The sequence below is a fragment of the Streptococcus sp. DD11 genome (assembly GCF_001578865.1).
Taxonomy (GTDB): Bacteria; Bacillota; Bacilli; order Lactobacillales; family Streptococcaceae; genus Streptococcus; species Streptococcus panodentis.
The window spans coordinates 403,987-418,452 of the sequence record NZ_KQ969392.1 but is presented as its reverse complement, the minus strand read 5'-3'; the positions used below and the strand labels follow the sequence as shown (position 1 = coordinate 418,452).

Annotated in this window: 15 protein-coding genes; 14 read left to right on the top strand and 1 reads right to left on the bottom strand. The window is 47.6% G+C overall.

All coding sequences use genetic code 11. The annotated features are described in order from the left end of the window. Nucleotides 1-73 precede the first annotated feature (73 nt). The 12 genes from STRDD11_RS01960 to rpmH all read left to right on the top strand — a co-directional run bounded on the left by STRDD11_RS01960 (nt 74) and on the right by rpmH (nt 12,641). Nucleotides 74-1,204 carry a low temperature requirement protein A gene (locus STRDD11_RS01960; RefSeq protein ID WP_206512668.1) on the top strand — a complete coding sequence of 377 codons (1,131 nt, stop codon included), beginning with the start codon at nt 74-76 and terminating at the stop codon, nt 1,202-1,204. 348 nt (nt 1,205-1,552) lie between these two features. Next, the gene (locus tag STRDD11_RS01955; protein WP_128834838.1) at nt 1,553-3,220 is read left to right on the top strand and encodes a ribonuclease J; all 1,668 of its coding nucleotides are present in this window, start codon (nt 1,553-1,555) and stop codon (nt 3,218-3,220) included. A gap of 74 nt (nt 3,221-3,294) precedes the next feature. Then, on the top strand, nt 3,295-4,074 hold the full coding sequence (locus STRDD11_RS01950) for an alpha/beta hydrolase (RefSeq protein ID WP_128834836.1): 780 nt from the start codon (nt 3,295-3,297) through the stop codon (nt 4,072-4,074). Nucleotides 4,075-4,179: 105 nt separating this feature from the next. Further along, on the top strand, nt 4,180-5,646 hold the full coding sequence (gene gltX / locus STRDD11_RS01945; protein WP_128834834.1) for a glutamate--tRNA ligase: 1,467 nt from the start codon (nt 4,180-4,182) through the stop codon (nt 5,644-5,646). 279 nt (nt 5,647-5,925) lie between these two features. Next, on the top strand, nt 5,926-6,501 hold the full coding sequence (locus tag STRDD11_RS01940) for an NADPH-dependent F420 reductase (protein ID WP_128834832.1): 576 nt from the start codon (nt 5,926-5,928) through the stop codon (nt 6,499-6,501). 245 nt (nt 6,502-6,746) lie between these two features. Then, entirely contained in the window at nt 6,747-7,946 is a 1,200-nt protein-coding gene (locus STRDD11_RS01935; RefSeq protein ID WP_128834830.1) for an argininosuccinate synthase, read from the top strand. A 14-nt stretch (nt 7,947-7,960) separates the two neighbouring features. Then, on the top strand, nt 7,961-9,346 hold the full coding sequence (argH, locus tag STRDD11_RS01930; RefSeq protein WP_128834828.1) for an argininosuccinate lyase: 1,386 nt from the start codon (nt 7,961-7,963) through the stop codon (nt 9,344-9,346). 146 nt (nt 9,347-9,492) lie between these two features. Next, on the top strand, nt 9,493-9,852 hold the full coding sequence (rnpA, locus tag STRDD11_RS01925; protein ID WP_128834826.1) for a ribonuclease P protein component: 360 nt from the start codon (nt 9,493-9,495) through the stop codon (nt 9,850-9,852). Further along, nucleotides 9,836-10,651: a YidC/Oxa1 family membrane protein insertase gene (locus STRDD11_RS01920; protein WP_128834824.1), complete on the top strand. Its 816-nt coding sequence runs from the start codon at nt 9,836-9,838 to the stop codon at nt 10,649-10,651. Before rnpA ends, STRDD11_RS01920 begins: the two co-directional genes overlap by 17 nt. Nucleotides 10,652-10,669: 18 nt before the next feature. Next, on the top strand, nt 10,670-11,686 hold the full coding sequence (gene jag, locus STRDD11_RS01915) for an RNA-binding cell elongation regulator Jag/EloR (RefSeq protein ID WP_128834821.1): 1,017 nt from the start codon (nt 10,670-10,672) through the stop codon (nt 11,684-11,686). A 49-nt stretch (nt 11,687-11,735) separates the two neighbouring features. After that, nucleotides 11,736-12,368 carry a ribonuclease P gene (locus STRDD11_RS01910; protein ID WP_128834819.1) on the top strand — a complete coding sequence of 211 codons (633 nt, stop codon included), beginning with the start codon at nt 11,736-11,738 and terminating at the stop codon, nt 12,366-12,368. Nucleotides 12,369-12,506: 138 nt separating this feature from the next. Then, nucleotides 12,507-12,641 carry a 50S ribosomal protein L34 gene (gene rpmH, locus STRDD11_RS01905; RefSeq protein ID WP_002893904.1) on the top strand — a complete coding sequence of 45 codons (135 nt, stop codon included), beginning with the start codon at nt 12,507-12,509 and terminating at the stop codon, nt 12,639-12,641. A gap of 61 nt (nt 12,642-12,702) precedes the next feature. Here rpmH and STRDD11_RS01900 read toward each other — a convergent pair whose 3' ends face one another. Continuing rightward, entirely contained in the window at nt 12,703-13,320 is a 618-nt protein-coding gene (locus tag STRDD11_RS01900) for a helix-turn-helix transcriptional regulator (protein WP_128835338.1), read from the bottom strand. 24 nt (nt 13,321-13,344) lie between these two features. On the opposite strand from STRDD11_RS01900, the gene STRDD11_RS01895 reads away from it, so the two are divergent. Together STRDD11_RS01895 and STRDD11_RS01890 are read left to right on the top strand one after the other, a co-directional pair. Then, nucleotides 13,345-13,809, top strand: a complete 465-nt coding sequence (locus tag STRDD11_RS01895; protein WP_128834817.1) for a pyridoxamine 5'-phosphate oxidase family protein — start codon at nt 13,345-13,347, stop codon at nt 13,807-13,809. Nucleotides 13,810-13,820: 11 nt separating this feature from the next. After that, nucleotides 13,821-14,381, top strand: a complete 561-nt coding sequence (locus STRDD11_RS01890) for a DNA-3-methyladenine glycosylase I (protein ID WP_128834815.1) — start codon at nt 13,821-13,823, stop codon at nt 14,379-14,381. Nucleotides 14,382-14,466: the final 85 nt, after the last annotated feature.

Here is a 14,466-nt window from a genome sequence, read left to right as displayed (position 1 = left end):
GGTCAGGCTGGCTTTACATTCCCGTCTGGTATGGTATACTAATACAGTTGAAAATCAAATACAAGGAGAAACTATGTCTCTTATCAAGCATAAAAAGGTTGAGCTGACCGAGCTTTTCTATGACCTGGTCTATGTCTATACCATCAGTCAGCTGACCTCCATCATCCACCACGCCCACCATGGCGTTCTTAGTCTGCAGTCGTTGTCCAGCTTCCTCATAGGGTTGATTATCTTTGTCAATTCCTGGATGGTACAGACGGTCTACACCAACCGGTTCGGCAGCAATAGCCTGCGCAACATCGTTTTCATGTTTCTGCAGATGATCTGCCTTTTGGTCTCGTCTAGGGCTGTAGCCGGAGACTGGCAGGAAAATTTTGTCTGGATTGTTCTGCCTGTGGCCCTGATTTCCAGCCTCTTGCTGATCCAGTATATCGTGGAGTATGTTCTGGCTGACAAGGCCTCGGACCGCAGTCTGATCCGGCAGTTCTTTTATATTCTGGGGCTTCGCTCGGCCAGCCTCTTTCTGGCTCTGCTCTTTCCATATCATATCGGTCTTTGGGTAGCAGTGATTGGAATTTTGGTGACCTGGATTCTGCCCGGCTTTCTCAATAATCCCAATCGCGGCTTTGTCTCAGCTGACCTCAGTCCCATCAATTTTCCTCATTTGATTGAGCGGCTGTCGCTTCTGGTCATTATCACTTTTGGGGAGATGCTGATTGGGATTTCCGAGCATTTCAGCAGTGAAGCTTTCTCCCTCCTGTCTGTCCTTATTTTCCTCATCGTGACCAATCTCTTTATGATTTATATCGTTGAGATTGACCATTTGCTGGATGTTAATAGAGAAGAGATGGGGATTCGGGCTATCTATCTTCATTATCCGATTTTCTTTGGCCTCAGCTTTATTACGGTTTCTCTAAGCTTCTTTGGAAATTCAGAGATGAACCTTTTTTTCTCGACGATTTATTTTTATGCCGGACTGGCCCTTTTTATGTCTGGCCTTCTGCCCCACAATCCTTATAATAAGCTGGAACGCAGGTTCTCAATGAGGTTTCTGCTTATAGAGACGGCGCTTCCGATTCTAGGCCTGGCAGCCAGTCTGATTTTCTTTTCTGCCCATGCTCTGGCAACGGTCGGACTGGCTTTCTTGGTTACAGCGGCAATGATGGCTTATTTTGTCCGTTTTAATCTGACTGGCAAAGCCTAACCCTAAAAAGAGACAGTTTGCGGCTGTTTCTTTTTCTGCTGTCAGCGTGTTTTTTTCGTGGTTAGAAAAATAGCTCCCTTCTAATTGACAAAGGAAAAACAATTTTTCTTTATTTTGAAAAAAGGCTGGAAAAATGCTATAATGAATAAGATATGCAAACTGTGTTTGCAAAACTGTAATTCGACTTGGTTTTCCAAGGACCGTTAGTAAAAAAACTCCGTCAGGCAGGACCGCAGCCCAGAACCGTGGCCGCAGGATGGATCCCTGCAGGGAGCATGCGACTTTGAGCAGCATCTGATTGGCTTGCGGAGTTGCTTAGAAAAATTTAAAATCATCAGAGGAGAAATCATGAGCAAAAGCAAGATTAAACTGATTGCTTTAGGCGGCGTGCGTGAGAATGGGAAAAATCTCTACGTTGCCGAAGTGGACAATTCCATTTTTGTATTGGATGCTGGGCTGAAATACCCGGAAAATGAGCAGCTGGGAGTGGACTATGTCGTTCCCAATATGGACTATCTGGTTGAAAACAAGAAGCGGATTGCCGGTGTCTTTCTGACCCATGGGCATGCGGACGCTATCGGAGCCCTGCCGCATCTTTTGGCGGATGCCAGAGTGCCGGTTTTCGGATCAGAGTTAACGATTGAGCTGGCTAAGCTCTTTGTCAAAAACCACGATGCAGTCAAAAAATTCAATGATTTCCATGTCATTGATGAAAATACGGAGATTGAGTTCGGCAAGACCGTCGTCTCCTTTTTCCGCACGACCCACTCCATCCCGGAGAGTCTGGGCATTGTCATCAAGACCCGAAAGGGCAATATCGTTTATACCGGCGATTTCAAGTTTGACCAGTCAGCCAGCGAGTCCTATGCGACAGACTTTGGCCGTCTGGCTGAGATTGGCCGCGAAGGAGTGCTGGCTCTGCTCAGCGACTCGGCCAATGCGGACAGCACCGTTCAGGTGGCCAGTGAGAGCGAGGTCGGCAGGGAGATTGAAGATACGATTTCTGACTGGGACGGCCGGGTTATCGTGGCTGCAGTTGCCAGCAATCTGTCACGGATTCAGCAGGTTTTTGATGCTGCGGCTGCAACTGGGCGTCGGGTCGTTCTGACTGGTTTTGATATTGAAAATATTGTCCGTACAGCCATTCGGCTCAAGAAGCTGTCCTTGGTGGACGAACGTCTGTTAATCAAGCCCAAGGAAATGGCTAAGTTTGAAGACCATGAGCTGATTATTCTGGAAACTGGCCGGATGGGTGAGCCGATCAATGGTCTGCGCAAGATGTCCATCGGCCGTCACCGCTATGTGGAAATCAAGGAAGGCGACTTGATTTATATCGTGACCACGCCGTCCGTTGCCAAGGAAGCGGTGGTAGCCCGGGTGGAAAACATGATTTACCAGGCGGGCGGTATTGTCAAGCTGATTACGCAGAGCCTGCGGGTGTCCGGTCATGGCAATGCGCGCGATCTGCAGCTCCTGCTCAATCTGCTCAAGCCGGACTATCTTTTTCCTATTCAGGGAGAGTACCGGGAGCTGGACGCTCATGCTAAGGCGGCTATGGAAATCGGCATTCTGCCGGAAAATATTTTTATTCCCAAACGCGGCAGTGTCATGGAATACGACAAGGGTGACTTTGTCCCTGCTGGAGCGGTGGCGGCCGGCGATGTCATGATTGACGGCAATGCTATTGGTGATGTGGGCAATATCGTGCTGCGCGACCGCAAGGTCCTGTCAGAGGATGGCATTTTCATCGTGGCTTTGACGGTCAACCGCAAGGAAAAGAAGATTATTTCCAAGGCCAAGGTCCACACCCGCGGATTTGTCTATGTCAAGAAGAGCCGAGACATTCTGCGGGAAAGCACAGACATTATCAATAAGGCGGTGGAAGACTATCTGGCTCAGGACGGCTTTGACTGGGGCGAGCTCAAGGGAGCGGTCCGAGACAGTCTGGCCAAGTATCTCTTTGACCAAACCAAGCGCCGTCCGGCTATCTTACCGGTCGTCATGGAAGTGCGGTAAAAATCTGAACACAAATACAGGAAAAGTCGGGCTTCGGCTTTTTCTTGTCAGGAAGAGACGAAGGAGAAATGCGAATGGCAGTGATGAAAATTGAGTATTATTCTGAGGTTTTGGAGATGGAATGGGGCGTCAATGTCCTCTATCCGGACGCAGTTCGTGTGGACAGGCCGGACGACAAGGACATTCCTGTCTTGTACCTGCTTCATGGTATGAACGGCAATCACAACAGCTGGCTCAAACGTTCTCATATCGAGCGTTTGGTGCGCTCTACCAACCTGATTGTCGTTATGCCCAATACCAGCAACGGCTGGTACACCGATACCCAGTATGGCTATGACTACTACCAAGCCATCGCTGAGGAGCTGCCTCGGGTGCTCAAGCGCTTTTTCCCCAATATGTCAGATAAGCGGGAGAAGAATTTCATTGCGGGTCTTTCCATGGGCGGTTATGGCGCTTTTATGCTGGCTCTGAAGAGTGACCGCTTCTCGTATGCGGCCAGTCTTTCTGGCGCTCTGAGCTTTCATGACAGCCATCCAGATGATACGGAGCTGGCAAGGCCGGCCTATTGGCGGGGCATCTTCGGAGAGTTGGAAGACTGGACCGGCAGCCCCTATTCGCTGGAGAGCTTGGCCAAGCAGTCTGACAAAAAGACGAAGCTTTGGGCTTGGTGCGGGGAGGAAGATTTCCTCTATGCGGCCAATAACCATGCGGTGAAAAATCTGCAGCAGTTAGGACTCGACATCACTTACAGCCACAGTCCGGGCAAGCATGAATGGTATTACTGGGAAAAGCAGATGGAGCGGGTCCTGGCATGGCTGCCGATTGACTTTCAGCTGGAAGAGCGCCTGTCGTAAAATAGGCTGTAAAGTCATATACTGCCCTCAGAGTATGATATAATGATTATGTTTGAAAATCGGAGTGGGATTGATTTCCCAAAATGCAAATAGGAGAATGGAACTTTGACAAAAGCGATTCGAGTGCGCTATGCACCAAGTCCGACTGGACTCTTACACATCGGAAATGCGCGGACTGCGCTCTTTAACTACCTCTATGCCCGTCATCATGGCGGGACCTTCATTATCCGGATCGAGGATACAGACCGCAAGCGCCATGTGGAAGATGGCGAGCGCTCACAGCTGGAAAATCTGCGCTGGCTGGGCATGGACTGGGACGAAAGTCCAGAGACCCATGCAAACTACCGCCAGTCTGAGCGGCTGGAACTGTACCAGAAATATATCGATCAGCTCTTAGCAGAAGGCAAGGCCTACAAGTCCTATGTGACCGAGGAAGAGCTGGCAGCGGAGCGGGAACGCCAGGAAGCAGCCGGAGAAACTCCGCGCTATATCAATGAATTTCTGGGCATGACTGAGGCTGAAAAAGCAGCCTATATCGCAGAGCGGGAGGCAGCCGGTATCGTGCCGACCGTACGCTTGGCTGTCAATGAAGCCGGCATTTATAAGTGGCAGGACATGGTCAAGGGCGAGATCGAGTTTGAGGGCGGCAATATCGGCGGTGACTGGGTTATCCAGAAGAAAGACGGCTATCCGACCTATAACTTTGCTGTGGTGGTAGATGACCATGATATGCAGATTTCCCACGTTATCCGCGGGGATGACCATATCGCCAATACACCGAAGCAGCTCATGGTCTATGAAGCTCTGGGCTGGGAAGCACCGGCATTTGGCCATATGACCCTGATCGTCAACAGCGAAACCGGCAAGAAGCTGTCCAAGCGGGACACCAATACCCTGCAGTTTATCGAGGACTACCGCAAGAAGGGCTATCTGCCGGAAGCAGTCTTTAACTTCATTGCGCTGCTGGGCTGGAATCCCGGCGGCGAAGACGAGATTTTCTCCCGTCAGGAGCTGATTGAGCTCTTTGATGAAAACCGCCTGAGCAAGTCGCCTGCTGCCTTTGACCAGAAGAAGCTGGACTGGATGAGCAATGACTACATCAAAAATGCAGATTTTGAGACCATTTTTTCTCTGGCTAAGCCTTATCTGGAAGCAGCCGGCCGTCTGACGGACAAGGCTGAAAAGCTGGTGCAGCTCTACCAGCCGCAGATGAAGTCGGTGGACGAGATCGTGCCTCTGACCGACCTCTTCTTTGCAGACTTCCCAGAGCTGACCGAGGCTGAAAAAGAAGTCATGGCCGGTGAAACGGTACCGACAGTGCTGACGGCCTTCAAGGAGAAGCTGGAAGCCATGTCTGAAGAGGACTTCAAGTCCGAAAACATCTTCCCGCAGATTAAGGCAGTCCAAAAAGAGACCGGCATCAAGGGCAAGAACCTCTTTATGCCCATTCGGATTGCTGTATCCGGTGAAATGCACGGGCCGGAACTGCCGGACACCATTTACTTATTAGGGCGTCAAAAATCTATCCAGCATCTTGAGAATATGCTGAAGAAGATTGCTGACAATAGATAAGGAGATAAGCATCAAGAGAGCTGGCGGCTGCCGGCTCTCTTTTTATGCGGTGTCTTCCAAAAAGACAGGTCCCTCTGTGGATGAGGGTGCAGACATCATGGGAGTCTGATTCGCCGCCAGAAAGGGAGATGGCTCCCAACTTTGGTCCAGTCTGGTGGCTGTTGGAAGCGAAAGTTAAAAAATAAGCTGTAACATTTGACATTACATCAAAATGGCGTATAATGGTAGTTGTAATATAAATAGTTACATTTAAAAAATAAAGCAAAAGGAGAAAAGAAAATGGCAACTATTACAATTTTTGGTCAAGGAAATATGGGGCAGGCGATTGCCGGCGTCTTTCAAGCAGGAGGTCACAGCGTTGATTTTGCTGGCAAGGAAGGGCCGAGAGGGGAACTAGGGCAGGTGGTTGTCTTAGCGGTCCCTTATGGGGCAGTGGCAGGGATTGTCACGGCTAATAAGGAAGCTCTGAAAGGAAAAATAATCGTAGACATCTCAAATCCTGTCAATTTTGAAACCATGGATGAACTGCTGGTTCCAGCTGGAACATCAGCAGCAGAAGAGCTGGCCAAACTGCTTCCGGAGGCACGGATTGTGAAAGCTTTTAATACCAACTTTGCTGCAACATTGGCCAGTCAAAAAGTGGCAGAAGAAGTGCCGGCCGTCGTAGAGCTGGCTTCAGATGATGAGGAAGCCAAGGGGCACTTGGCAGCCTATATCCAAGCAGGGGGCTTGCAGACGGTAGATGCCGGTGCTCTCAAACGAGCCCGTGAGCTAGAAGCAATGGGATTTCTTCAAATTACTCTTGCGATGCGTGAAGAAATCAGCTGGACCGCTGGTTTCGCCCTAATGAAATGAGGAAAAAAGCTCTGGCTGAATCTTTTATTCTTTCAGTGTCTGCTTGACAGGGGACAGTTCCATCAGTCCATAATGAAGAGTCAGTTTTTGCTGGCTTTTTTGTGTGCCTGTCGGTATGCAAACATGTGAATAAAAATTGATAAAACGTTTTTATTTCAATAAATATCAATTTCCTCTTGACATTCGTATTTCCATGCAGTAGAATGTTTAAAAATAAAAAGTAGTAGAAGGATTGAGGTAATCGCATGGTTAAAGAAAAAGTCATTCTAGCATATTCGGGTGGATTGGACACCTCGGTAGCCATTACTTGGCTGGATAAGGACTATGATGTCATAGCAGTCTGTATGGATGTGGGTGAGGGAAATGATTTGGATTTCATTCACGACAAAGCCTTAAAAGTCGGAGCGATTGAGTCGCACGTTATTGATGTTAAGGACGAATTTGCAGAAAACTATGTTTTAGTTGCTCTGCAGGGACACACCTTCTACGAACAAAAATATCCTCTTGTGTCCGCCCTCAGCCGACCGCTCATCTCAAAGAAACTGGTAGAAATTGCCCATCAGACCGGAGCGACGACCATTGCTCACGGCTGCACCGGCAAAGGCAATGATCAGGTCCGTTTTGAAGTGGCTATCGCTTCGCTTGACCCTAAGCTCAAAGTGATTGCCCCAGTGCGGGAATGGAAGTGGTCCCGGGAAGAAGAAATTAACTATGCGAAGGCAAACGGTGTGCCCATCCCGGCGGATCTGGACAGCCCTTACTCGGTAGACCAGAATCTCTGGGGCCGGGCCAACGAATGCGGCGTTTTGGAAAATCCCTGGAATGAAGCTCCGGAAGATGCCTATGACCTGACGGTTGCTCCGGAAGCCGCTCCGGACAGTCCTGAATACGTGGATATTGAATTTAAGGCCGGCGTTCCGGTTGCCCTTGACGGCCAAGAGCTGAAATTAGCAGACTTGATTTTGGAGCTCAATGATCTGGCCGGCAAACACGGTGTCGGCAGGATTGACCATGTGGAGAACCGTCTGGTGGGCATCAAGTCACGGGAAGTTTATGAATGTCCCGGGGCAGTGACCCTGCTTGCAGCCCACAAGGAGATTGAAGATTTGACTCTGGTCAGGGAATTGGCGCATTTCAAGCCGATTGTTGAAAATGAACTGTCCAATCTCATCTACAACGGTCTTTGGTTTAACCCGGCAACAGAGGCACTGATTGCCTATCTCAAGTCGACCCAGCAGGTCGTCAACGGCACAGCCAGAGTCAAGCTGTATAAGGGCTCGGCCACTGTGGTTGCCCGCAAGTCGGACAATTCTCTCTATGATGAGAGTCTGGCGACCTATACCAGCGCAGATACCTTTGATCAGGATGCAGCGATTGGCTTTATCAAGCTGTGGGGGCTGCCGTCTAAGGTTCACGCAGAGGTTCAGGCTCACAAGGACAAATAGAAAGGGGCTTTCCTATGGCAAACCATAAATTATGGGGCGGCCGTTTTGAAGCCGCTTTGGAGAGCTGGGTGGAGGAATTCGGTGCCAGTATTTCCTTTGACTATCAGCTGGCTCCTTATGATTTGAAAGGCAGTCTGGCCCATGTCCAGATGCTGGGAGCTCAGGGCATTATTGAGCCTGAGGAAGCAGCGGCCATTCGGGCTGGTCTGGAAAAACTGCTGGAGCGCTACCAAGCCGGAGCGATTGCCTTTGATGTGACCAATGAAGATATTCATATGAATATGGAGGCCCTGCTGACGGAGGAAATCGGGCCGGTGGCCGGCAAGCTTCATACAGCCCGCTCCCGCAATGATCAGGTGGCAACGGATATGCACCTTTATCTCAAGGACCAGCTGGGACAGATAGGGGAGAAGCTTCTGCATCTGCGGGAGGTGCTGCTGGCCTTGGCTGAGGAGCATGTCGAGACCATTATGCCGGGCTATACCCATCTGCAGCATGCACAGCCCATCAGCTTTGCCCATCATCTGCTGGCCTATTATCAGATGTTCAGCCGCGACAGTGAGCGCTATGCCTTTAATCTTAAGCATACAGACCTGTCTCCTCTAGGGGCGGCTGCTCTGGCCGGGACGACCTTTCCCATTGATCGGGAGCAGACAGCATCCTTAATGGGCTTTAGCAATCTCTACCATAATTCGCTGGATGCGGTTAGCGACCGGGACTTTATCATAGAGTTTCTGTCCAACAGCAGCATGCTCATGATGCATCTGTCCCGTCTCTGTGAGGAGCTGATTAACTGGTGCAGCTACGAATATGGCTTCGTCAGCCTGTCGGATACCTTCAGTACCGGCTCTTCCATCATGCCGCAGAAGAAAAATCCCGATATGGCTGAGCTGATTCGAGGCAAGACCGGCCGGGTCTACGGCCATCTCTTCAGCCTTCTGACAGTCATGAAATCCCTGCCTCTGGCCTACAATAAGGACTTGCAGGAAGACAAGGAAGGCATGTTTGACACCGTTGAGACCATTCAGAAGTCGCTGGACATCATGGCTGGTATGCTCTCCAGCATGACAGTCCATAAGGACAAGATGCTGCAATCGACTGAGAAAGATTTTTCAAATGCGACCGAGCTGGCTGACTATCTGGCTAAAAAAGGCCTGCCCTTCCGGGAGGCGCATGAGATTGTCGGCCGGCTGGTGCTGGAGTGCAGCAGGAGCGGCAGCTATCTGCAGGACCTTCCCTTTGCCCGCTATCAGGAAGTTTCACCGCTGATTGAGGAAGATATTTACCAGGTGCTGCAGTCGCAGACGGCTGTGCGCAAGCGAAACTCCTTGGGCGGCACCGGCTTTGAGCAGATCCGACAGGAACTGGCCCGAGCCAAAAAAGATTTAAACAGCCAATAAAATATAGGAAACACCGTCAGAACTGCGGTGTTTTTTTGGTCAGAAAAACATGTAAATATGAGCAAAAACAGCGCCATGACAGCTCTTGTTGGCTTTTTGAGAAAATATGGTATAATAGAATTAATTTTGGTGGATGGAGTTGAGTTTTGAGAAAAAGCTATCGCGTCAAGAGTGAAAAAGATTTCAATGCGATTTTTAAAAAAGGACAGAATGTTGCCAATCGGAAATTTGTCGTTTATAAGCTGGAAAAGGACCAGAAGCATTTTCGTGTCGGGCTTTCTGTCAGCAAGAAACTGGGCAATGCTGTCGTCCGCAACCGCATTAAAAGGAAAATCCGCCATGTCTTGATGCAGTATCAGAAAGGCTTGCTTACAGCAGACTTCGTCGTCATTGCCCGCAAGGGTGTAGAAGATCTGGACTACCGCCAAATAGAACGAAATTTACTGCACGTATTGAAAATTGCAAATCTTTATCAGGAAGGACTCATGTGTGAAAAAGAAAAGTAAATTAGGAATCTTGCTGCTTGCTTCCCTGCTCTTTTTAACGGCCTGCGGGACCAGTCAAGTGACCTCCAGTTCAGAAGGCTTTTGGGAGCAGCTGGTTTATTTCTTTGCAAAGACCATTCAGTTTCTCTCTTTCAACGGCAGCACGGGTATCGGGATCATCCTCTTTACCGTGATCATCCGGACGGTGCTGCTGCCGGTCTTCCAGTTTCAGACCACTTCCACGCGCAAGATGCAGGAAGTTCAGCCTCGTATCAAGCAGCTTCAGGAAAAATATCCTGGCAAGGATATGGAGAGCCGGACGGCTTTAAACGATGAGACACAGCAGCTTTACAAGGAAATGGGCATCAATCCTTTTGCCTCCTTTATCCCCCTCTTCATTCAGATGCCGGTGCTTTTGGCTCTCTTTCAGGCCCTGACCCGGGTGGATTTTTTAAAGACCGGCCACTTCCTCTGGCTCAATCTCGGCCAAACAGATCCGACTTTTATTCTGCCGGTTTTGGCGGCTCTCTTTACCTTTCTCAGCACTTGGCTGTCCAATAAGGCCCTGCCTGAGAAAAACGGCAGTATGACCTTTATGCTCTATTTTATGCCGGTCATGATTTTCTTCTTTGCGGTGTATGCTGCAAGCGGTGTGGCCCTCTACTGGGCAGTTTCCAATGCCTATCAGGTGGGACAGACCCTGCTGCTGAGCAATCCGTTCAAGATGATTGCCGAGCGGGAAGCCAAGGAACAGGCAGAACGCCAGCTGGAGCAGAAAAAGAAACGTGCTCTGAAAAAGGCACAGAAAAAGAAAAAGTAAGAAGGAGGACTCTTGCAGATGGTTATCTTTACAGGAGCAAGTGTTGAAGAAGCAATTCAAAATGGATTAAAAACGTTGGATATTCCGCGTATGCGGGCGCATATCACGGTGATTTCCCGTGAGAAAAAAGGGTTCTTAGGACTCTTTGGCAAAAAACCGGCTCAGGTGGATGTGGAGCCCATTGCAGAGACGACCGTTGTCAAGGCCAACCAAAAGGCTGTCAAGGGAGTCCCTGAGGAGATCAATGCTCAGAACGAGCCGGTGCAGACGGTCAGCGAAGCTACGGTGGATCTGGGGCGCGTGGTAGCGGCTATCAAGAAGGTAGAGGGCGAAGGCGAAGTGATTTCCGAGGAAGTCAAGGCCAAAATCCTCAAAAATGATCAGCAGGCCAATACGATTTTGGAAGAGACGGGGACCATTGATCTCCTGAAAACCAGCCGGGCTATTGAAGAAACTGCCGAGGAGGAAAAGGCAGACAAGGTCATTGCTTTTGACCGTGCTGCCAAGAGCCGAACGGCTGCAGAATCAGGGGAATCTTCCTTTTCTGATCTGGGCATTCAGGTTGAAGAAAACTATCATATCGAAGAAGTGGTGGACAGTGTCACGGACTATGTGCAGAAGATTGTTGACGAAATGGACGTTGAGGCCAGCATTTCCAGCAGCCATAACCGCCGGACCATCAATATGCAGATTGACACCAATGAACCAGGCCGGGTCATTGGCTACCACGGAAAAGTCCTGAAAGCTCTGCAGCTCTTGGCTCAGAACTACCTCTACAATCAATATTCCAAGAGTTTTTATATCTCTATCAATGTCAATGATTATGTAGAGCATCGGGCAGAAGTCCTGCAAAGCTATGCTCAGAAGCTGGCCCAGCGTGCTCTGGAAGAACGCCGCAGCCAGCAGACTGACCCCATGTCCAACAGCGAGCGCAAGATTATTCACCGGATTATCTCGCGGATTGACGGTGTCACCAGCTACTCTGAAGGCGACGAGCCCAACCGCTATGTGGTCGTGGATGTTGACAGTGAATAAAGGGAAGGCCAGCAGAGATGCTGGTTTTTGCATATTGAAAGGAGTTCCTATGTCGCTTTTTCCAGCTATTCAAGATTTTTTATCTTATCAAGGAAGTAAGTATCATTCACCGGATAAGGCCGGTCAGCTGCGGGAGACCATGCTGGAGCTCAAGGCCAAGGGGCAGGCGGCCCGCCGGGAGTTTGCGGACTTGGCCAAGGATTTTCAGGCTCTCTATCCCAAGCTGAGTCTGGAGCGGACCAGCAACTGGATGAACCAGGCCCAGATTTTGCGGCCGCATTTTTGGAATTATCTCAAGGGCTATGGCGAGCTGTCCGAGCCCATGTTTGCTCTGCGTTTGTATGGAAATCCAGAGGATTTTGGTGTCTCCCTGGAGGTCAGCTTTATAGAGCGCAAGAAGGATGAGACCAGTCTGGACAAGCAGAACCGGGTCTTGGAAGTGCCTATTGAGGAGCCGGCCTACTATTTTGCCCAGATAGAGGGTGTCAGCCAGCGTTTGAAAGGAAGCGAAGAAAATCGCCAGCAGCTGCTTGGTCAGATTCAGGATGGCACCGTCCGCAAGGTCTTGGTCAAGTATGATGTGAATCTGTCTCAGGCCGTTTCCAGAGATCAGGTTTTGGCAAATCTGCAGGAAGCTATGGAAGCGCTCATCCCCTTTTATGAAGCTACTCGAACTTTGTGATAACGTTCCCAAATAGAAACTTATTTTCAGTGGCTATTGACAAAAGAGGGATAATCAGATAGAATAATACAGTATGTTTAGTAACTGATCACACTAGCCGGCTAAACGAATACAAGAATCTAAGAGGAGGTATTCATCGTGAAACGTACTTATCAACCAAGTAAAATCCGTCGTGCGCGTAAACATGGTTTCCGCCACCGTATGTCTACTAAAAACGGTCGTCGCGTATTGGCAGCCCGCCGTCGTAAAGGACGCAAAGTTTTGGCAGCCTAATCCAAACGATTGATCAAGAAACCAGCGGAGACTCGAGACCGCTGGTTTTTTTGTATTAACTTTATGGGTAAAATTCAATAGACTGGCAAAAAAGTTCCTCTTTTTGTCCAGTGTCTTTATTTATGACTTCTACATACCAGTCTCCTTTGTGGCTATATAGTTTGATAAATTGAACTTGAAGAGACTGCTGTTCATACTTAATTGGAAAAAATTCTTCCTGCCTGTGCAATAAAATATCAAGAATTATTCGCAACTGAGAGTTGTTGATTGTCTTTCTGACTTCTGGTTGAAGGATTTTCTCAATTTTTGTGATCTTGCTTAACTGCTGTTCTGAAATCGAGTTTTCAAATTTTTCTTTTAATTTTTGCAGGTCAATATCAAAAGGACACATATTGTAGTTTTCCAGAGTCAGCATGGAAAAATACAAGGCAGAAATTTCATCTATGGAGAAAATAATAGGAGATAACAAGTCGTTGCTAAGAATTTTATAACTGCCATTCCGGCCTAAGTCAGAATAAATAGGAATTCCCAGCGTTTCAAGGCTGGCAATATCACGAAGGGCAGTGCTTTTTGAAATATGATATCGATTCATAATATCTTTTAGATTGAATTGTCTTTTCTTATTGAGGAAAATAAGCATATCGTTAATTCTTTGAGATTTATTCATGAGAAACTCCATATTTTTATTAAATGGTTTCAAAAAATGATACCTTTTTATATTATACTAGTTTTAGAGAAAATAATAAAGGAGTCAAATATGAATCAATATTTTAAGACCTTATTGGCAGAACAGACAGAAATGGCTCTAGCTACTTCTGTAAAGGATATCCCAAATGTAAGAATTGTCAATTTTTACTATGATGAGGAGACAAAGAAATTGTTCTTTATCTCATTTAAAAATAGTCATAAAATCCAAGAGCTGGCAATCAATAATCGTATTGCTCTTACAACAGTCCCGAAAGGTGATGGGAGGTATGTCCGGATTCAAGGAAGAGTCAAAAAAAGCCGGCTTTCTATTGAGGATATAAGAAGCGTTTTTATCCAGAAGTATCCTTATTATCAGGATATTATTGAGCAACATAGCAACTCCTTGCAACTTTTCGAAGTATCTTTTTCTGACGCCTTCTTGGTTTTAGAAAATAATCAAGTTGAGAAAATCAAACTATAAGGAGAAAATAGATGGTTGAGATAAAAAGATGCGATTGGGCTGAAAATAGTGAGCTTGAGAGAAATTATCATGACCATGACTGGGGGCGACCTGTGCATGACGAGCATAAACTCTTTAAAATGTTGATTTTAGAAGGTCAGCAGGCGGGCTTGAGCTGGCAAACTATTTTGTCAAAAATGGATGCTATGACAGATGCTTATGAAAACTTCGATCCTGAAATACTCTCCAACTATGACGAGCAGAAGATTGAAGAATTGCTTAGTGATCAAAGAGTGATACGAAATAGGCTAAAAATAAAGGCGGTTATAAAAAATGCTAAGGCCTATCTAAAATTAAAAGAAGAATATGGTAGTTTGGATTCTTATATTTGGTCTTTTGTAAAGAATGAACCGATTGTCAATTCATGGTCCAGTATTGAAGAGGTGCCCGCTCGAACAGATCTATCCGATAAAATTAGCAAAGAACTCAAAAAGAAAGGTTTTTCTTTTGTTGGTTCTACGACTGTATATGCCTTTATGCAGTCCATTGGCATGGTCAATGATCATTTGCTGACCTGTGATTTTAGAATATAATCATTTTTCCTTTGAATTAGAAAGATGAGCGATCTATTATCGAATGCCGGTAAATGATATAAAAAGAGAATAAAGAGGCTGGGAC